Source organism: Novosphingobium sp. P6W, from assembly GCF_000876675.2.
Taxonomy (GTDB): domain Bacteria; phylum Pseudomonadota; class Alphaproteobacteria; order Sphingomonadales; family Sphingomonadaceae; genus Novosphingobium.
Genome location: NZ_CP030352.1, coordinates 3,432,598 through 3,451,315, shown reverse-complemented (window position 1 = coordinate 3,451,315; position 18,718 = coordinate 3,432,598). Strand labels below are relative to the sequence as shown.

Annotated in this window: 20 protein-coding genes; 15 read left to right on the top strand and 5 right to left on the bottom strand. The window is 65.9% G+C overall.

Going from position 1 to position 18,718, the window contains the following annotated elements; genetic code table 11:
• The first annotated feature begins 20 nt into the window (after positions 1-20).
• The 6 genes from TQ38_RS16600 to TQ38_RS30615 all read left to right on the top strand — a co-directional run bounded on the left by TQ38_RS16600 (position 21) and on the right by TQ38_RS30615 (position 4,639).
• Entirely contained in the window at positions 21-1,730 is a 1,710-nt protein-coding gene (locus TQ38_RS16600) for a M28 family metallopeptidase (RefSeq protein ID WP_052505917.1), read from the top strand.
• Complete coding sequence (locus TQ38_RS16595; protein ID WP_370059778.1) at positions 1,727-2,713, top strand: agmatine deiminase family protein; 987 nt, start codon at positions 1,727-1,729, stop codon at positions 2,711-2,713. Before TQ38_RS16600 ends, TQ38_RS16595 begins: the two co-directional genes overlap by 4 nt.
• Positions 2,714-2,966: 253 nt before the next feature.
• A complete protein-coding gene (locus TQ38_RS31305) occupies positions 2,967-3,092 on the top strand; it encodes a hypothetical protein (RefSeq protein ID WP_255417954.1) in 126 nt (41 codons plus the stop codon).
• Positions 3,093-3,230: 138 nt separating this feature from the next.
• Positions 3,231-3,545, top strand: a complete 315-nt coding sequence (locus TQ38_RS16590; protein WP_240198024.1) for a hypothetical protein — start codon at positions 3,231-3,233, stop codon at positions 3,543-3,545.
• Positions 3,542-4,429: a bestrophin family protein gene (locus TQ38_RS16585; protein ID WP_043978495.1), complete on the top strand. Its 888-nt coding sequence runs from the start codon at positions 3,542-3,544 to the stop codon at positions 4,427-4,429. Before TQ38_RS16590 ends, TQ38_RS16585 begins: the two co-directional genes overlap by 4 nt.
• A gap of 36 nt (positions 4,430-4,465) precedes the next feature.
• Positions 4,466-4,639 carry a hypothetical protein gene (locus tag TQ38_RS30615; RefSeq protein WP_205316047.1) on the top strand — a complete coding sequence of 58 codons (174 nt, stop codon included), beginning with the start codon at positions 4,466-4,468 and terminating at the stop codon, positions 4,637-4,639.
• A 188-nt stretch (positions 4,640-4,827) separates the two neighbouring features.
• Here TQ38_RS30615 and TQ38_RS16580 read toward each other — a convergent pair whose 3' ends face one another.
• On the bottom strand, positions 4,828-5,502 hold the full coding sequence (locus TQ38_RS16580; RefSeq protein ID WP_043978493.1) for a spermidine synthase: 675 nt from the start codon (positions 5,500-5,502) through the stop codon (positions 4,828-4,830).
• Positions 5,499-7,493 carry a threonine--tRNA ligase gene (gene thrS, locus TQ38_RS16575; RefSeq protein WP_043978489.1) on the bottom strand — a complete coding sequence of 665 codons (1,995 nt, stop codon included), beginning with the start codon at positions 7,491-7,493 and terminating at the stop codon, positions 5,499-5,501. The genes TQ38_RS16580 and thrS overlap by 4 nt, the downstream gene beginning before the upstream one ends.
• A 356-nt stretch (positions 7,494-7,849) precedes the next feature.
• On the opposite strand from thrS, the gene TQ38_RS16570 reads away from it, so the two are divergent.
• Positions 7,850-8,314 carry a hypothetical protein gene (locus tag TQ38_RS16570; RefSeq protein WP_240197914.1) on the top strand — a complete coding sequence of 155 codons (465 nt, stop codon included), beginning with the start codon at positions 7,850-7,852 and terminating at the stop codon, positions 8,312-8,314.
• Positions 8,311-8,502: a helix-turn-helix transcriptional regulator gene (locus TQ38_RS16565; protein ID WP_043978488.1), complete on the top strand. Its 192-nt coding sequence runs from the start codon at positions 8,311-8,313 to the stop codon at positions 8,500-8,502. Before TQ38_RS16570 ends, TQ38_RS16565 begins: the two co-directional genes overlap by 4 nt.
• Before the next feature lie 12 nt (positions 8,503-8,514).
• Here TQ38_RS16565 and TQ38_RS16560 read toward each other — a convergent pair whose 3' ends face one another.
• The gene (locus TQ38_RS16560; RefSeq protein ID WP_052505916.1) at positions 8,515-9,852 is read right to left on the bottom strand and encodes a glycosyltransferase family 39 protein; all 1,338 of its coding nucleotides are present in this window, start codon (positions 9,850-9,852) and stop codon (positions 8,515-8,517) included.
• Positions 9,853-9,962: 110 nt separating this feature from the next.
• Here TQ38_RS16560 and TQ38_RS16555 point away from each other — a divergent pair, with 110 nt between their 5' ends.
• From TQ38_RS16555 to TQ38_RS16540, 4 genes are all read left to right on the top strand, one after another.
• Positions 9,963-10,733 (top strand): alpha/beta fold hydrolase, encoded by a 771-nt coding sequence (locus TQ38_RS16555; RefSeq protein WP_043978487.1) that lies wholly within the window; start codon positions 9,963-9,965, stop codon positions 10,731-10,733.
• A 4-nt stretch (positions 10,734-10,737) separates the two neighbouring features.
• Positions 10,738-11,646 (top strand): tetratricopeptide repeat protein, encoded by a 909-nt coding sequence (locus tag TQ38_RS16550; protein ID WP_043978485.1) that lies wholly within the window; start codon positions 10,738-10,740, stop codon positions 11,644-11,646.
• On the top strand, positions 11,643-12,635 hold the full coding sequence (locus tag TQ38_RS16545) for an LLM class flavin-dependent oxidoreductase (protein WP_043978483.1): 993 nt from the start codon (positions 11,643-11,645) through the stop codon (positions 12,633-12,635). The genes TQ38_RS16550 and TQ38_RS16545 overlap by 4 nt, the downstream gene beginning before the upstream one ends.
• Positions 12,636-12,775: 140 nt before the next feature.
• Complete coding sequence (locus tag TQ38_RS16540) at positions 12,776-14,002, top strand: NAD(P)/FAD-dependent oxidoreductase (protein ID WP_043978481.1); 1,227 nt, start codon at positions 12,776-12,778, stop codon at positions 14,000-14,002.
• Between the two features lie 53 nt (positions 14,003-14,055).
• On the opposite strand, the gene queG is transcribed toward TQ38_RS16540, so the two are convergent.
• Complete coding sequence (queG, locus tag TQ38_RS16535; RefSeq protein WP_082057878.1) at positions 14,056-15,177, bottom strand: tRNA epoxyqueuosine(34) reductase QueG; 1,122 nt, start codon at positions 15,175-15,177, stop codon at positions 14,056-14,058.
• Between the two features lie 25 nt (positions 15,178-15,202).
• Here queG and TQ38_RS16530 point away from each other — a divergent pair, with 25 nt between their 5' ends.
• From TQ38_RS16530 to msrB, 3 genes are all read left to right on the top strand, one after another.
• Entirely contained in the window at positions 15,203-16,204 is a 1,002-nt protein-coding gene (locus tag TQ38_RS16530; protein WP_370059777.1) for an ABC transporter ATP-binding protein, read from the top strand.
• Positions 16,201-17,460 (top strand): ABC transporter permease, encoded by a 1,260-nt coding sequence (locus tag TQ38_RS16525; RefSeq protein ID WP_043978475.1) that lies wholly within the window; start codon positions 16,201-16,203, stop codon positions 17,458-17,460. Before TQ38_RS16530 ends, TQ38_RS16525 begins: the two co-directional genes overlap by 4 nt.
• A 75-nt stretch (positions 17,461-17,535) precedes the next feature.
• Positions 17,536-18,027 (top strand): peptide-methionine (R)-S-oxide reductase MsrB, encoded by a 492-nt coding sequence (msrB, locus tag TQ38_RS16520; protein ID WP_043978472.1) that lies wholly within the window; start codon positions 17,536-17,538, stop codon positions 18,025-18,027.
• A gap of 13 nt (positions 18,028-18,040) precedes the next feature.
• Here msrB and TQ38_RS16515 read toward each other — a convergent pair whose 3' ends face one another.
• Positions 18,041-18,664 (bottom strand): PilZ domain-containing protein, encoded by a 624-nt coding sequence (locus tag TQ38_RS16515; protein ID WP_043978470.1) that lies wholly within the window; start codon positions 18,662-18,664, stop codon positions 18,041-18,043.
• Between the last annotated feature and the right edge of the window lie 54 nt (positions 18,665-18,718).

Below are 18,718 nucleotides of genomic sequence, written 5' to 3'. Positions count from 1 at the left end.
TAGCGTGAGGTTCCCCCCGGATGAAACATCTCCTGCCCCTGGCCGCTGCTGCGGCGTTTGGTCTCTGCGCCGCCGTTTCCGCACAGGATGGCCCCTTGCCCAAGGGCACCGCCCTGCCACCGCCGCAGGATGCGGGCGCGCAGCCCGATGCGCCCGTCGCTCTGATGAAGGAAGTGACCAGGCGCCTCGCCGCTGACGATTTCGAGGGGCGCGCGCCCAGCACCAAGGTCGAGCCGAAAATACTCGATTACATCGTCGAGCAGTTCAAGAAGGCAGGGCTCCAGCCGGGCAACAAAGGCCAATGGCTGCAGCCGGTGCCCACGGTGGAGATCACCGGCAGCGGCTATACCCCGCTCACGGTTTCCGGCGCAGGCAAGGCCCTTTCGTTCAGGTTCGGCGGCGATTACGTGGCCGCCAGCTACCGCGTGACGCCCAAAACGCAGGTGAAGGACAGCGAACTGGTCTTCGTCGGCTACGGCATCAATGCGCCGGAACTGGGCTGGAACGACTATGCCGGCATCGACATGAAGGGGAAGACCGCCGTCATCCTCGTCAACGATCCCGACTATGCGATGGAAAACGAGCAGGGCCTCTTCAAGGGCCGACGCATGACTTATTACGGCCGCTGGACCTACAAGTTCGAGGAAGCCGCCCGCCAGGGCGCCACCGCCGCGCTGATCGTGCACGATACTTTCCCGGCCGCCTATGGCTGGAAAGTTGTCAACTCCAGCTGGACCGGCGCGCAGTATTACGTGCAGAAACCGGATGACGGCAAGGATCAGACCGCCGCCAACGGCTGGGTGCAAAAGCCCGTCGCCGAAGCGATCCTGAAGGCCGCCGGCAAGAATCTTGCCGCGCTGACTACCGCTGCACAGACAAAGGGCTTCAGGGCCGTGCCGCTGGGCCTCAAGGCCAGCTTCGGGTTCGACAATGCGGTCCGCCGCTCCAGCTCCAACAATGTCGTCGGCGTGCTGCCAGGCAAGACCCGTCCCGACGAAGCGGTGCTCTATTCCGCGCACTGGGACCACCTTGGCCACTGTACGCCTGACAAGACCGGCGACGACATCTGCAATGGCGCGGTCGACAACGCGACTGGCGTAGCCGCGCTGACTGCGCTGGCGAAGATGAACGTCGAGGCCGGGCCCGCCGCCCGTAGCCAGCTGTTCGTGGCGCTGACGCTGGAGGAATCGGGGCTGCTCGGTTCCGAATACTACGGCGCCAACCCGATCTTTCCGCTCGATCATACGGTGGGCGGGGTGAACATGGACGCGCTGCTACCGACCGGCCCGGCCAGGTCCTACACCGTGTCGGGCGGCGACAAGTCCGACCTTGGCGACCTGCTGCAAAAGGCGCTGATCGCACGCGGCCTGACCGAAGCGGCGGAAGATCACCCCGAGCGCGGCGGCTACTACCGCTCGGACCACTTCAGCCTCGCCAAGCGCGGCGTGCCGATGTTCAACATCGAGCGCAGCAACGACCTTGTGACCGGCGGCACCGCTGCCGGAGAGAAGGCCGCGCAGGACTATACCGACAACCGCTATCACGCCCCCGCCGACGAATATACGGACGACTGGGACTGGAGCGGTATCGCGCAGGACGTCAGCCTCTTTTACGACCTGGGCCGCGAACTTGCCGACGGCACGATGTGGCCTAACTGGCGCCCCGCCGACGAATTCCGCGCCATCCGCGACAAGGATTGCGCCGCAGCTACCAAAGGATGCCACCCGTGACTTTCGCACTCCCCCCCGAATGGCATCCGCAGGACTGGATCTGGATCGGCTTCCCCCACGCCGCCGAGGAATGGCCCGGCTTCCTCGAAGCCGCGCAGGAGCAGATGGCGGCTTTCGCCAGCGCCGTTGCCGAAAGCGGGCAGGAAGTACGCCTGATCGTGCGGGATGAGGCGAACCGGGCGCGGGCGCTGGAACTCGTCTCGTCCGAGGTGAAGCTGGAGACGCGGCGCTACGGCGACGTGTGGCTGCGCGATACCGGGCCGCTGGTGACGATGGACCAGCACGGAAACCGCAAGGCGATGCGCTTCGGCTTCAACGGCTGGGGCGGCAAGTACCTGATGGACGGCGATCAGGAGATCGGCGAAGAACTGGCGCGCGATGCCGGCCTCGATGTCGAGAAGGCAGACTGGATTCTGGAAGGCGGCGCGCTCGACGGGGACGGCACCGGCCTTGTCGCCACCACGGCGCAGTGCCTGCTGAACACCAACCGCAACCCGCATCTGTCGCAGGCCGACCTTGAAATGCGGCTGGAGCGCGATCTCGGCTACGACCGGGTGCTATGGCTGGGCGACGGCCTCATCAACGACCACACTGACGGCCATGTCGACAATCTCGCCCGCTTCGTGTCGCCCAATGTGCTGGCCTTGCCCCGCGCCACCGGCAAGGACGATCCCCACGCGGAAATCTACGCCGATGCCAAGGCGCGGGCCGAGGCGATGGGCGTGGCGGTGGCCGAAGTCCCCTCACCGGGCCGGGTCGAGAGTGAAGGCGGGCGGATCGAGCCGGCAAGCTATATGAACTTCGCGATCACCTCGAAGCTGGTGGTGGTGCCGATCTATGGCACCGTGCACGACGAGGAAGGCATCGCGGCCATCGCCGCGCTGTTCCCGGACCGCGATACTGTGGGCGTGATGGCCGATGCGGTGCTGGCAGGCGGCGGCTCGTTCCACTGCTCAAGCCAGCAGATGCCCTCGCCGGTTTGATTGGAAGGCGCGGTGCGAGGCTTGGTCGAAAGGCCCGGTTTTTGCCGCGCAAATGCCGTCATCCTGAACTCGTTTCAGGATCCATCCGATTGAGCGGTCGTTAGAGTTGCAAGATGGACCCTGAAACAAGTTCAGGGTGACGGTGGGCAATGTCGGACAGCCGAATTATTCGACAAGGTCGGATATCGACTGTCCGCAGGTAGCCGCGCGGTCTTAACGCTTTGGCAACCACTGCCGGGGCATGGTCGCGGTCATGGCTCGTATCGTCGCTCTCGCACAGGCACCGCTACACATCCCCGCTGCCGGGATGCTGCGTCCGCTGGTGGTGGGCGGCTGCGCACTGGCGCTGATTCTCGCGCGCACCTCGCTGCCGTTCTGAGCGCCAGCCCGTTAATCGGGCAGCAATATTTCTCCGCATTTTCAACATGACAGGATGCATCATGGCTGCATCTTGTCCGCAGTGTTGCACTGCACACCTTAATATTGCATCGCAGCAAAGATTCGTTGCAAAGTGCTGATGCAATCGAAATCCGGCTTCCCCAATTTGGCGCTGAAACCTGATTGGAGATCGACCATGCGCAACATGACCGATGCTGAACGTACCCGACTTCGAGAATCGCTCGTGGGCAATTCTCTGCTGCTGCTGTTTGGATGCGGCGTGCTGGCCTTTCTGGTCGCCGCTGACCGGGTAAACTGGTTCTCGATCCGCCCGGCCACCGGAACTTCCGTCGCCATGGCCCGTTCGACCGAAAAGCCCAGGAGCAGCTTTGAGGAAAAGCGTATTACGACGCTTGCTCAGCACCCCCATCCGGAGTCCGCAGTTCCCCAATGATCGTAAATAACCTCCCCAATCCCGCCCGTCTCGTTCGCGAAATATGGAAGCCGCTTTGCCTTCTGTTCGTGTGGGATGTGGTGGTTACGATCACATACTATATCCTGCCCTTCCACGCTCCTGAACTGCCGGTAACGCTGTTCGGTACGGTGCTGGGCCTGTTTCTGGGTTTCCGCAGCAATTCCGCCTACCAGCGCTGGTGGGAAGGCCGGGGCCTGTGGGGCCTGATGATCAATGCCAGCCGCAACATCGCGCGCTCGGCCCGCAATTTCATGCCGGACCCGGAAGCGTCTGACTACAAGCGGCGGATCGTCCTTCGCCAGATCGCCTACGTCAACGCGCTGCGCTGCCAGTTGCGCCGCCTGCCGCCCGACGAGGAAGTTCTCCGCCTGCTCCCGCAGCATGAGGCAGACCTTGCGCTCAGCCGCACCAACGTGGCGAACGGCATCCTGGACGGCACCGGCCGGCGCATCGACGAAGCACGTCGCAACGGCTGGATCGACACTATCCAGCAGGCGCAGATGGAAGCCGTGCTGGTCGATATCGCCAATGCGCAGGGCGGGATGGAGCGCCTTAAGAACACGCCGCTGCCGTTCCAGTACCGCTTCCTGCCGATGCTGTTCACGCACCTGTTCTGCGTGCTGCTGCCGATCGGACTGGTCGAGACGCTGCAGTTCGCAACGCCGCTCGGCTCGACCCTCGCAGGGCTGATGTTCTTGGCCGTGCTGACCATCGGCGACGACCTTGTCGATCCCTTCGCCAACGACGTGCACGACCTGCCGCTCAACGCGATGTGCCGCACGATCGAAATCGACCTGTTGCAGTCCATCGGCGAAGAAGCGCCCGCGCCGCTGGGACCGGACAAGCACGGGGTGCTGTGGTAAGGGCAGGGCGGTTTCGCCAAAGAAAGCACCAAGCCCATGCGCCTCTCCAAGGATCGCCAGACAACCAGCGCCGTGATGCGCATCGGCAAGGCCTTCAGCATGGAGGCGCGGACGGACTTCAGCCCGGCAGGGCTTGTCGCGGCGGGCCTACTGGTCTCGGGGATATTGCTTGGCAGCGCCGTGATCGTGGCGGCTGCGCGTCGGCGGTAGGCTGAAGGGTAAGAAGCAGGGGAGCATGGCCCCCCTGCACCCCCATTAACCTCGAGGTTGCGCGCGACGCCGTGTGAACGCCCTCCCGGTGAGATTAGCCTCAGACAGCAGCAATGCGCGCAAAACGCCGCTGCACGCACTACGGCGACGATAAAGGGGTCTGGGGCAATGGCCCCAGGACTTTGCCCCTACTCGCTCTTCGTAGAAAACCAGATGGTGTGCTTGGCGCCCTTGCCGTTGCTGCGCGCGTGAACCTTTACTTCATCCACAGCCAGCCCGGCCTTCTCAAGCCGCCGCTTGAACACCGGGTCCGCTCCGGCAGACCAGATCGCCAGCACGCCGTCCGGGGTCAATGCGCGTTTGGCGTTACGCAGGCCGACCTTCGAATAGATGACGTTGTTGTCTTCGCGCACCAGCCCGTCCGGTCCGTTGTCGACGTCGAGCAGGATGGCGTCATAGTCGCCGTGCCCTTCCTCGATGACGTGGGCGACATCGCCCATCACCAGCCTGACGCGGGGATCTTCGAGGTGGTCTTGCGTCAGGTGCGCCATCGGGCCGCGGGCCCATGCGATGATTTCCGGCACCAGTTCGACCACGGTGACGAGGGCATTTTCCGGCAGGACCCGAAGCGCGGCGCGCAAGGTGAAGCCCATGCCGTAGCCGCCGATCAGGACATGCGGGCGCTTGGCGTTCTTGATCCGGTCGTGGGCCATCGTCGCCAGAGCTTCTTCGGACCCCCACTTGCGGGTGCTCATCAGCTCATTATGGCCGATCACGACCATGAAGTCCTTGTCGTGGCGGAAGAGTTCCATCTTCTCGCCGTCGGGGATCCATGCGGTGTCGAGGAGTTCGCGCTGGATCATGCGACCAGATCCGGTGCGGTCGCTTCGGCTTTCAGCAGGGCGATAGCCTCGTCCAGCGTCATGACCTTCTGATGCTCGGCGCCCAGCGTGCGCAGGGCGACGGTGCCTTCCTCGGCCTCGCGCTTGCCGACGACGAGGAGGTGCGGGATCTTCTTCAGTGAGTGCTCACGCACCTTGTAGTTGATCTTCTCGTTGCGCACGTCCGTCTCGACGCGGATGCCCGCTGCCTTCAGCTTCGCGGAAACCTCGGCCGCATAGTCGTCGGCGTCGGACACGATCGTGGCGACCACGGCCTGCACCGGGGCGAGCCAGACCGGCAGCTTGCCGGCGAAATGCTCGATCAGGATGCCGATGAAGCGCTCGTAAGACCCGAAGATCGCGCGGTGCAGCATGACGGGGCGGTGGCGGGCGCCGTCCTCGCCGATGTAATGCGCGTCGAGGCGCTCGGGCAGCATGCGGTCGGACTGGATCGTGCCGACCTGCCAGGTGCGGCCGATTGCATCGGTCAGGTGCCATTCCAGCTTGGGGGCATAGAACGCGCCTTCGCCGGGGAGTTCTTCCCAACCGTATTCGGGCGTGGCGAGGCCGGCACGCTCCACCGCGTCGCGCAGTTCGGCTTCGGCCTTGTCCCACTGCTCGTCGCTGCCGATGCGGTTGTCGGGGCGCAGTGCCAGCTTGATCGAATAGGTGAAGCCGAAATCGCGGTAGACCTTGTCCGCCATCTCGCAGAACGCCTGCACTTCGCCGACGATCTGGTCTTCGCGGCAGAAGATGTGGCCGTCGTCCTGGGTGAACTGGCGCACGCGCATCAGCCCGTGGAGCGCGCCGTGCGGTTCGTTGCGGTGGCAGCAGCCGTTCTCGACGATGCGCAGCGGCAGGTCGCGGTAGGACTTGATGCCCTGCTTGAAGATCAGCACGTGGGCCGGGCAGTTCATCGGCTTGAGCGCCATCCACTGGGCATCGTCCGAGATGATCGGGCCGTCGTCCTCGGTGTTGGGCACTTCGTCGGGGATGACGAACATGTTCTCACGGTACTTGCCCCAGTGGCCGGACTGTTCCCACTGCCGCGCGTCCATGACCTGCGGGGTTTTCACTTCCTTGCAGTCGGCCTGGCTGATGGCGCGGCGCATGTAGTCTTCCAGCGCGCGATAGATCACGTAGCCCTTGGGGTGCCAGAAGACCGAACCATGCGCTTCGTGCTGGAGGTGGAACAGGTCCATCTCTCCGCCCAGCTTGCGGTGGTCGCGCTTGGCGGCTTCTTCCAGGCGCGTCAGGTGCGCGGAAAGCTGCTTCTTGTTCAGCCAGCCGGTGCCGTAGATGCGCGAAAGCATCGCGTTCTTCTGGTCGCCGCGCCAGTAGGCGCCGGACACGCGGGTCAGCTTGAAAGCGGCCGGGTCCAGCTTGCCGGTGGAGGGCAGGTGCGGGCCGCGGCACATGTCGAGCCAGTCTTCGCCCGACCAGTAGACGGTCAGCGGCTCGTCGCCCGGGAGTTCGGCGGCCCATTCGGCCTTGAAGCTTTCGCCCTGCTGCTTCCAGCGGCTGATGAGCTGCTCACGGTCCCACACTTCGCGGCGCAGCGGCTTGTCGGCGGCGATGATCTTGCGCATCTCCGCCTCGATCGCGGGCAGGTCGTCGTCCGTGAAGGGGCGCTCTGCCGGTGCGAAATCGTAGTAGAAGCCATCGTCGGTCGAAGGGCCGAAGGTGATCTGCGTGCCGGGGAACAGCGCCTGCACGGCTTCGGCCAGGATATGGGCGAAATCGTGCCGGGCCAGCTCGAGCGCTTCGGCCTCGTCGCGGCTGGTGACGAGGGCGAGGCTGGCGTCGCCGGTGAAGGGACGGGTCAGGTCGACCAGCTCGCCGTCGATCTTCGCGGCAAGCGCCGCCTTGGCGAGGCCCGGGCCGATGGCGGCGGCGACGTCGGCGGGGGTGGACCCCTCGGGCATCTCGCGCACCGAACCGTCGGGCAGGCTGATCTTGAACATCTGGGACATGAAAGCTCGTCTCTCGTTTGCCCAATGCCGAACTGGAGCATCTGGGCGGTCTTTGCGCGCCATGGCACAGGCGCACGCAGGGGTGAAGCGGCGGCGCCTGTTAAATAGCTTCGTTTCGGGCAGAGAGACGCCGTCTCGCCCGAAATGACCGGGCGACGGTGATCGCTTGCCTTAAGCCGCGACCGACCGTGCCCGGACGAGCCGGGTGGTGGTAGTGGTCGCAGGTGTGCGCAGGCGCGTCATGGTGCGGGCGATGTAGCGATTCGGCGGCGATAAGTCGAGGTTTGTCCGCCCTGCCCCCTTAGGACAAGGTTACTTTTCATTATGTCAATGAAACTTGACTTATACAGGGTGTAATGACAAGCTGGCTTTACATCGAGAAACAGGAGATCGCAGCCATGGCGTCGCCGCCAAAGAACCCCGCTTACCTGCGCTACACAAAGCGTATGCTGCCGCTAAGCGTGCTTTATGTGGCCGCTATCGCGCTGGCGACGCGGTTGGTGCCGGACAATGCACCGGCCAGCGTGACGACGGTCGGCCTTGCGCTACTGCCCGGTTTCGCGGTGCTGGGCTGGATCTGGGCGATGGGCAGGTTGCTGGTCGAACTTCAGGACGAATATCTGCGCATGCTCGAAGTGCGCAAATTCCTCGTCGCCACCGGAGTGACTTTGGCGGTTTGCAGCGTCTGGGGCATTCTGGAACTGTTTTCGCCGTTCGTGCCACGGATGCCAGTGTTCCTGGTTTTCCCGCTCTGGGCGTTGGGGCTGTTCGTGGGGGTGGTGGTCAATCGCTTTACGCAAGGCGGCGGGCAAGGTTCGTGAACAACCGCCTCAAGGTTCTGCGGGCAGAGCGCGGCTGGAGCCAACAGGATCTGGCGATGCGGCTGGAAGTTTCGCGCCAGAGCGTCAACGCGATCGAGACGGGGCGCTACGATCCTTCGCTTCCGCTCGCCTTTCGCATCGCCGACCTGTTCGGCATGGCGATCGAGGATATCTTTCACAGGGATTAGTTGGCGCGCGCTTCAGTGCAGCGTCGGTCTGGGCGCTGTCCGTTCGCCCAGACGGCCCAGCGCGGTCATCACCAGCCAGCCGGCGGTGATGCAGACCCAGGGCATCACCGGATAGTGAAAGCGCGACTGGCCCGAAAACACGACGCAGATCAGCGTCGGATAGAGCGCGATTCCGTAAGGCAGCAGCCACCAGCCGATCCAGCGCTGGCCGTCGCGGCGGCGGCGCGCGATCATCACGAAGAACGCGGCGGCGAAAGCCAGCATCAGCGCTGCGTAATAGCCTTGGTTTAGCACACGCACAGCGCGGTAGACGATCTCGAAGCGCGCATAACCCGGCGCGCCGCCCTGATAGGCCCATTCAGCTTCGCCGTCGGGCAGCCAGAGGCGCGCGAGCTTTTTCGGGGCGAGCGCCAGGAAACGGTCCGGGTTCTGGGTGATCCACGCCATGCCCAGCCGCCCGGCCTCGGCATCGCGAGTGACTTCGTTCAGTCCGGGGCGGGCCATCAGTTCCTTCACCACCGGGGCGTCCGGGGTGTAGTCGCCGGTGGCGGTGTCGTGGTTGCCGGTGAGCAGGGTATAGCCGCCGTTGGTCGAAACCGCGACCCAGTGGCCCAGTTGCACTTCGTTGCGGATCGTCCAGGGCAGCACCGTCAGCACGGCGATGCCAAGCACCATCAGACCCTCGCCCAGCAGGCGCGGCAGGCGCTGCCAGATCTGACCCATCCGCAGCCAGTCGATCGCGAACAGCAGCGGCACCACCACCAGCGTCTGCGCCTTCACCAGCGTGGCGAAGCCGAACAGCAGGCCCGCGCTGACCAGCTGCCAGCGATTGGTGCGCGTCACCACCACCCAGCACCCGGCCATCAGCAGCGCGGTGTAGAACACCTCGGTAAGCGCCAGCGGGACGTAGCCGATGGCATTGGGGTAGATCGCCAGCATCAGCAGCCCGGCCCGCGCCGCGCCTTCCGAGCCGAACAGCCGCCGCCCCAGCGCCAGCGTGGTCACCCCGATCAGCATCGCGCTGACCAGGTTGAACAGGCCCAGCGTCACCAGTGAGGTGCCGAACCGCGAGAAGGTGAGGCCCAGCGCGATCGGCCAGCCGGCCGGCCAGAACGCGGTGGGCGCGCCGGAATTATCGAGATAGCCCAGTCCCGCCGCAAGACTCGCGGCGCGGGCATAGTACCACTCGGCATCGGAAGTGGGGGCCACGTCGATCAGCAGCGCCGCCGCGCGCAGGGCGAAATAGAGCGCCCAGATGCCCAGCAGCACCGACTTGTCGGTAGCGAACCATTCGAGCCGCAAGGCAAGCCGCGAGGGGCGGGACGGAAAATGGATGACCTTGGCGCTCATTACGGGTCCGTCTCTAGCAGCCCAGGCTTAAGATCGCATTATGTCTGTGCAAGCAAGTCTTTGCCGTTCGCGGGTTGCCCTTGGGGCTTCGGGTTCCCACTAACGGGAGCATGACTTCCACCAGTTTCCTCGACCTGTCCGACGGTCGCACCATCGCCTATCGCTTCACGCCGGGGACCGGCCCGGTGATCGTCTTCCTGCCCGGCTACATGTCCGACATGAACGGCTCCAAGGCCGCTGCCGTGTTCGAGATGGCGCGCGCCAGCGGCCTGCCGTGCCTGCTGTTCGATTATTCCGGCTGTGGTGAAAGCTCCGGCTATTTCGGCGAGGGCACCCTGACGCGCTGGACGCAGGAAGTGCTGGCTCTGGTCGCCGCGCTGGAGATGCCGGACGAGAAGGTCGTCCTCGTCGGTTCCTCGATGGGCGGGTGGGTCATGCTGCTGGCCGGCCTTGCGCTGGGTGATCGGCTTGCCGGCCTTGTCGGCATCGCGGCTGCGCCCGACTTCACCGACTGGGGCATCGCCCAGATGGACAAGGCCATACTGGCCGACGGCGAAACGATCTTCGAAGACAACCCCTACGGTCCCGAGCCGACCCCCACCCACCCCGGATTCTGGGCAGATGGGCAGGCCAACCTTCTGCTGGAAGGCCCGATTGCGATCGATGCGCCGGTGCGCCTGCTCCACGGCCAGCGCGATGAGGACGTGCCTTTCGACATTTCCCTGCAACTGGCCGAGAGACTGCGTTCAGCCGATGTGCAGGTGACGCTGATCAAGGACGGCGATCACCGCCTCTCGCGCGATGGTGACATTCAGCTGCTGCTGCGCACAGTCGCGCAGCTTGTTCTCCCCCGCGCGGCGCAGGTTCCCTCGGAGTCCTGATCCCATGTCCCTGCTGCCTCTCCTTCTCCCCCTCATGGCCCAGGTCGGCCCGGCGTCCGCGCTGCCCAGCAACGCCAACCCTTATGCCTCCTCGCTGCCGCTGGAGATCATCGAGAAGAAGGATGCCGAGGCCGCCAAACGGGCCCGCGCGGCGCAGAACGTCACTCTGCCCGCCTCGCGCAATACAGCCGGCTGCATGAGCGCGGTCGAAGCAAACCCCGAGCGTTCGGCGGAACTGGCTCAAAGCGCGCTGGGCGATGCGATCGGGCGCGAACGGGTGCGCGCCGGGCTGTGCCTGGGCGCGGCGCTGAGCGATCTGGGCCGCTGGGACGAGGCGCGCGGCGCCTTCGTCACCGCCCGCGATGCTGCCGACGCGGCGGACCATGCCAGCCGCGCGCGGCTTGGCGCGATGGCGGGCAACGCCGCGCTGGCCGCCGGACAGCCGGGGCAGGCGCTGGCCCTGCTCAGCCCGGCGGCGACCGACGCCAAGATCATCGGCGACGCCGAACTCACCGGCTCGATCGCGTTGGACCGCGCCCGCGCGCTGGTGGCCGTCAAGCAGCCCGACGAAGCCGCCGCCGCGCTGGCGGAAGCTCGCACGGCGCAGCCGGACAACGCGCAGGCATGGCTGCTTTCGGCCACGCTGTCGCGCCGCCAGGAAAAGCTCAGCCAGGCCCAGACCCAGATCGAAAAAGCCGCCAGCCTTGCCCCGCAGGATCCCGAGATCGGGCTTGAGGCAGGCGTCATCGCCATGCTTTCCGGCAATGAAACGGCGGCGCGGCGCAGCTGGACCTCGGTCCTTGCCGCCGGCGCAGGCAGCGATGCGGCGGTTACCGCCAAGCAGTACCTCTCCCAGCTCGGCCCGGACACCGACAAGTCCGGGGCGACTACAGCGAAGGCCCCTAAGCCATGATCCCCCTTTCCGTCCTCGATCTCGTTTCCGTGCGCGAAGGCGGCACGGTCGCCCAGGCGCTCGACATCTCGGTGAAGACCGCGCAGGCCGCCGAGCGCGCCGGCTACAAGCGGTACTGGGTGGCCGAGCATCACGGCATGGACGGGATCGCGGGCGGAGCGACGTCGGTGGTGCTTGCCCACCTGGGCAATGCGACCAGCACGATTCGCATCGGTTCCGGCGGGATCATGCTTCCCAATCATACGCCCTACGTGATCGCCGAGCAGTTCGGCACGCTGTCGGCGCTGTTTCCGGGCCGCGTCGATCTGGGCCTTGGCCGCGCGCCGGGCGCGGACGGGCGGCTGGCCCATGCGCTGCGCAAGGACATCCACGCCGCGTCGGAACGTTTTCCCAACGATGTCGTCGAACTGCAGGCCCGTTTCGCCGGGCAGGCGGCGGGCGGCGTGCCTTCGCCGCAGGCGGCAGGCGCGGATGTGGAGATGTGGATTCTCGGCTCCAGCCTGTTTGGCGCGCAGCTCGCGGCGATGCTGGGCCTGCCCTATGCCTTCGCCTCACATTTTGCGCCCACCGCGCTGGATGAGGCCGCCAAGGTCTACCGTGAGCGGTTCCAGCCGTCCGAAACGCTGGACAAGCCTCACTTCATGGCCGCGATCAATGTGATCGCCGCCGATACGGACGAGGAAGCGGCCTACCTTGCCACTTCCACCGACCAGAGCTTCGTGGCGCTGCGCACCGGCAATCCGGGCCGGCTGCTGCCGCCGGTTCGCGGTTACCGCGATGGCCTGCCGGGTTCGGCGAAGGCGATGCTGGAGCAGGTCCGCTCGGTCAGCGCCGTGGGCAATCCGCAGACGGTACGTGCCGGGATCGAGGAATTCGTCGCCCGCACGCAGGCCGATGAACTGATCGTCAGCATCGCGACGTATGACCCGGCGGCACAGATCCGCTCGCTCGAACTGACGATGGAAGCGCTGGGTCAAGTGCCGGCCTGACCGGCCCGGCGTATCGTTTTTCCGGAGACGCCTGCGCCGACGATGGCGCGGCATGATCGGTCATTTGATACCGTGATTATCGCAAGTTCATACCGCAAGGGGCATTGACCGCGCGGTTAAATTGCGGAACTCAACCGCGCATGGAAACAACAGACGTCGTCATCGTGGGAGCGGGACATGGCGGGGCGCAGTGCGCCATCGCCTTGCGCCAGAACGGGTTCACCGGAACCATCACCGTAGTCGGCCGCGAGCCGGAGTATCCTTATGAGCGTCCGCCGCTCTCCAAGGAATACTTCGCGCGCGAAAAGACCTTCGACCGGCTGTACATCCGCCCTCCGACGTTCTGGGCCGAGAAGGAAATTACCTTCAAGCTGAGCACCGAGGTCACCAAGGTCGATGCCAAGGCCAGGGAGCTGACGCTCTCGAATGGCACTACGCTGGGCTACGGCAAGCTGGTCTGGGCGACCGGCGGCGATCCGCGCCGTCTCTCCTGCTCGGGTTCGGAGCTTGCCGGTGTCCACGCCGTGCGCACCCGCGAAGACTGCGACACGCTGATGGCGGAAGTCGATGCGGGCACGAAGAACATCGTCGTCATCGGCGGCGGCTACATCGGCCTCGAAGCGGCGGCGGTGCTGTCCAAGCTGAAGCTCAACGTCACCCTGCTCGAAGCGCTGCCGCGCGTGCTGGCGCGCGTTGCCGGTGAAGAACTGTCCGAATTCTACCAGAAGGAACACCGCGATCACGGCGTCGACCTGCGCACCGGCGTGGCGGTCGATTGCCTGGTGGGCGACGGGCACCGCGTCACCGGCGTGAAGCTGGCCGACGGCGAGGAAATCGCGGCCGAGGCGGTGATCGTCGGCATCGGCATCGTGCCCGCCATCGGCCCGTTGATCTCCGCCGGCGCCAGCGGCGCGAACGGTGTCGACGTGGACGAATTCTGCCGCACCTCGCTGCCCGACATCTACGCCATCGGCGACTGCGCGGCCTTCGCCTGCGATTATGCCGGCGGCACCGTGATGCGGGTAGAATCGGTGCAGAACGCCAACGACATGGCGACCTGCGTCGCCAAGGCCATCTGCGGCGACGAGAAGGCCTACAAGGCGTTCCCGTGGTTCTGGTCGAACCAGTATGACCTGCGCCTCCAGACCGCGGGCATCAACATGGGCTTCGACAAGACCGTGATTCGCGGCGAGCCGGATGCCCGCAGCTTCTCGGTCGTCTACCTCAAGGAAGGGCGCGTGGTCGCGCTGGACTGCGTGAACGCGGTCAAGGACTACGTGCAGGGCCGCAAGCTGGTCGAAGCCGGCGCCTCGCCCGACGTGGCCGCGCTGGCCGATGCCGGGACGCCGCTGAAGGAACTGCTGTAAAGGCAGGCGGGGCCTTACGTTCTTGCGGAGGCCCCGCTTACTTCGGCCGGCAATCAGGCCAAAGCGGCAAGCCGCTGCCGTGCCCACTGCGCTGCTTCCGCCACAACCGGGTCGGCATCTTCCAGCAGCTGCTCCACTTGCACCAGCAGTGCCGTCCGCCCGCTGTTTCCCGCCGCGTAGAGGCAGTTGCGCACGAAGCGGTTGCGGCCAATTCGCTTGATCGGGCTGCCTGAGAACAGCGCCCGGAAACCTGCATCGTCCAGCGTCAGCAGGTCCGCCAGCTCCGGCGCGGTCAGTTCCGCGCGCGGCAGGTATGCCTTGATGGTGTGCGATACCTGCGCGAACTTGTTCCACGGGCACACCGCCAGGCAATCGTCGCAGCCGTAGATGCGGTTGCCCAGCCCTTCGCGCAGGTCTTCGGGGACGGGGCCCTTGTGTTCGATCGTCAGGTAGCTGACGCAGCGGCGGGCATCGAGCCGGTAGGGCGCGGGGAATGCGTTCGTCGGGCAGGCATCCTGACAGGCGCTGCACGACCCGCAGGAATCGCGGCCCGGTTTCGCGGGTTCGAACTCCAGCGTCGTATAGATTTCGCCAAGAAACAGCCACGATCCATGCTCGCGGCTGACGACGTTGGTATGCTTGCCCTGCCAGCCTAGCCCGGCCGAGGCAGCCAGCGGTTTTTCCATGACCGGTGCGGTATCGGTGAACACCTTCACGCCCACTTCGGGCGCGATCTTGCGCGCCTGCCCTTCCGCCACGATCCAGCGGGCGAGGTGCTTCAGCGCCTTTTTGACGACGTCGTGATAGTCGGCGCCTTGCGCATAAGTTGATATGCGCCCGATCTGCGGTTCGCCCTCCAGCCGCAGCGGGTCGGCGGCGGGGGCATAGCTCATGCCCAGCGCGATCACGCTGCGCGCCTCGGGCCACATGCCCTGCGGGCTGCGGCGATGGTGCGCGCGTTCCTCCATCCAGCCCATGGTGCCGTGCATCCCCGCTGCCAGCCAGGCATCAAGCCGGGCAGCGCGCGCGTCGTCGGTCGCGGCCGAGGCGATGCCGAAGGCGCAAAAACCCAAGGCGCGCGCCTCAGCTTCTGCATCCCTGGCGAATGCATTTAGCTTGGCCTTAACCAGATCTGCGCCATCATGGGCGGATATGTTAGAGCCGGGGGATGTCATGGATGCGCAAGTAGGAGATCCGAGGTTGACCGGCAATCCGCACCAGTCAGATCGGGCACGGCAGTCAGATGCAGGACTGCCCTTTGACCGGCCGCTGGCGATCGAAGCACGCGGGCTGGTCAAGCGTTTCGAGGGTTTCACCGCCGTCGACGGCGTCGATCTTTCGGTCCCGGCGGGCTCCGTCTACGGCATCCTTGGCCCCAACGGCGCCGGCAAGACCACCACTTTACGGATGCTTCTGGGCATCATCGATCCCGATTCGGGCTATCGCCGCATCCTTGGCTCCGATCGCCCGCACGACGTTGCCCATGCGATCGGCTACCTGCCCGAGGAGCGCGGCCTCTACCCCTCGATGAAGGCGACCGAGGCGATCGCGTTTCTGGGTGCCCTGCGCGGACTGCCGCTGAAGGAAGGCCGCCGCCGCGCGCATGAACTGCTTGAACGGCACGGCCTTGGCTATGCCGCCGACCGCCAGATCCGCCAGCTTTCCAAGGGCATGGCGCAGCAGGTCCAGATTCTGGGCACGCTGGTCCACCGGCCCCGGCTGGTGATCTTCGACGAGCCGTTTTCCGGCCTCGATGCTCTCAACCAGGGCAAGCTGGAAGCGATGATGCGCGGTCTGGCGCAGGACGGCGCCACCGTGATCTTCTCCACCCACGTCATCGCCCATGCCGAGCGGCTGTGCGACGAAGTGGCGATCATCGCCGGCGGCAAGGTGCCTTTCGCCGGTCCGGTCGACCTGGCGCGCGACCGCATTCCGGCGCAGGTCCGTCTCGAGACCCGCGCGCTGCAAGGCGCGTGGCGCGCGGCGCTGCCTGCCGATGTACGGCAGGACGGCCAGTTCTGGCACTTCGCGCTGCCCGATTCGGGGATCGAACCCCTGCTTCGCGCCCTGATCGCGGGAGAGGCGGGCATCCTTTCGCTTTCCATCGAGCGGGCGGGCCTGCACGATGCCTTCGTCGCCATCGCCGGAGAAGCCGCCGCGCGCGCCCTGGAAGAGGAAAAGCCCGAGGAGCCGCGCCGATGATCCCCGATTCGCATGACGATTCGCATCAGGGCCGGCTCTCGGCTCTAAGCGCCGCCTGGGTCGTGGCCCGCCGCGATTTCACCGCGATCCTGTTCTCGCGCACGTTCTTCTTTTTCCTGCTCGGCCCGCTGTTTCCGCTGATCGTCGGCGCGCTGGCGGGCAGCGTAGGCAATCAGGTGGAGCATTCGACCGAGCGACCGGAAGTGGGCGTCATCATGATCGGGGCCGAGGCCGACGCCATGGTTCGCGCCCGTGATGGGCTTGCCGACCGGCTGGGGCAGGACCTGCCCGGCCTCATGGTGCTGAAGCGCCTTGCGCCGGGGGAGGACGCCGATCCGGCAGCCGCCATGGCCGGCAAGGAAGGCAACATCGCCGCGATCCTCTCAGGCTCGCTCGAAGCCCCCGTGTTGACCGGCCCGCGCGACCAGATCGCGGCGTGGAGCGGCGACGTGGCGATGATCGCGGCGCAGGCGAAACAGGCGTCCGTTGCGCCCTGGCCGCAAGTCAGGCTGGAAACCACCGTCAGCAGCCGGGTCAACGACCGCAAGAGCCGCCTCAGGACGGCGCAGGGTGCCCAGACGCTGCTGTTTCTGCTCACCATGATGCTGGCGGGCATGGTCCTGTCCAACCTTGTCGAGGAGAAGGCGAACAAGATCATCGAGGTACTGGCCGCCGCGATCCCGATGGAGGCGGTGTTCTTCGGCAAGCTCTTTGCGATGCTGGGCGTGTCTCTGGTGGGCATCGCGACATGGGCCGCCGTCGGGGGCGGGCTGTACATGCTGGCCGAATCGGCGGTGCCTTCGCTGCCGGACCCTGCCGTGGGCTGGCCGATGCTGGTCCTGCTGGGCATCCTCTACTTTTCCATGGCCTATCTGCTGCTGGGTTCGGTGTTCCTCTCGATCGGTTCGCTGGCGAACACCGTGCGCGAAGTGCAGACGCTTTCGATGCCGGTGACGATGATGCAGCTCATGCTGTTCTTCTTCGCCACTTACGCGATGACCCAGCCGGGCAGCACGATCGAGATGGTCGCGGCGCTGTTCCCGTTCTCCTCGCCCTTCGCGATGCTGGCCCGCGCGGCGCAGGACCCGGCGCTGCTGCCTCATCTGGGCGCGGTGCTGTGGCAGGGCCTGTGGGTGTTGCTGCTGGTGCGGCTGGGTTCGGGCCTGTTCCGCATGCGCGTGATGAAGTCCGGCGCGCAGGGCAGCAAGGGCAAGCGCCGCTGGTGGCCCGCCCGCCGCCGCGCCGCCAAACTGTAGGGACCGAGATTGAATAGCGCTGCGTGATCGCCACATGAAGCGGGCGGGGGAACAAGCGAGAGGTCAGGCGTCATCATGCCCATAGCGACAACCCGCCGAAACGTCCTGGCTTGGCTCAGCGCGGGGGCCGCGCTGCCGGTGCTTGCCGCCTGCGGTGGGACCGAAGCCGAGGCGAAGGTCTATCCGGTGCATTTCCCCGACGCGGAATGGCGCCGCCGCCTGACGGCCGAGCAATACCGCATCCTGCGCCAGCAAGGCACCGAGCGTTCCTTCACCTCGCCCCTGAACGACGAACACCGCGCCGGCACCTTCCTCTGCGCGGCGGACGGCAATCCGCTTTATTCCTCGAAGACCAAGTTCGACAGCGGCACCGGCTGGCCCAGCTTCTGGAAGCCGCTGCCCGGCGCCGTCGGTGTCTCCAGCGATTCGACGCTGGGGATCTCACGCACCGAGGTGCACTGCATGCGCTGCGGGGGACACCTGGGCCACGTCTTCGACGATGGGCCGCCGCCAACCGGCAAGCGCTATTGCATGAACGGGGCGGCGATGAAGTTTCGGCCGGGTTAGCGCCGATAAGCTTTTATCGGGAAGGAACGCCGCGCAGCGCCTGCATGCGGAAAGTGCGCTGGGCCAGTTCCTCCAGGCTCATGAGCTGGCGAAACACCAGGCCGTAGGCCGGTTCGCGGCGCCAGCAGACGGTCGCCTCGAACTGCGGCATCTCCGCCGCATCGATGCGCAGTTGCTGTCCGATCGCAAGGCGCTGGTCGGTTTCGATCCGGGCGCCCTGACGCGAAAGGTCGAGAAGCCGGGCGCCTGATACGGTGCCGGCCACGGTGATCCGGGCGGAATGGTCCACGCCGATGCGGATGGGACGCTTGGGGTAGGGGCCGGCCTCGGCGATGAAGCGTTCGACGTCGATTGGCTGTACGAAACGGAAACCTGCCTCGCCGGCGTGCTCCCACACCAGATTGACGCCGGTACGCTCGCCGGTCACGCTTTCCAGCGCCAGTTGTTCGACCCCGGCCAGCGAGTGGAACAGCCGCAGCTTGACGCCGGTCGCCGACACGTCGCGCACGATGCAAAGGTATTCGCCTCCGGGCGACACCAGCTTTGCCGCACGCAGCAACAGCGCAAAGCGCGGAGTCGCGCGTTGGTCGGCCGACGATGCGGCGCTGCGGGTGGACAAGCTGCCCGGGAAATTCATGCGAACGATACCCCCTTGGTACGCGCCCGTTAAGTCGGCAAGGCGATGCGGCGC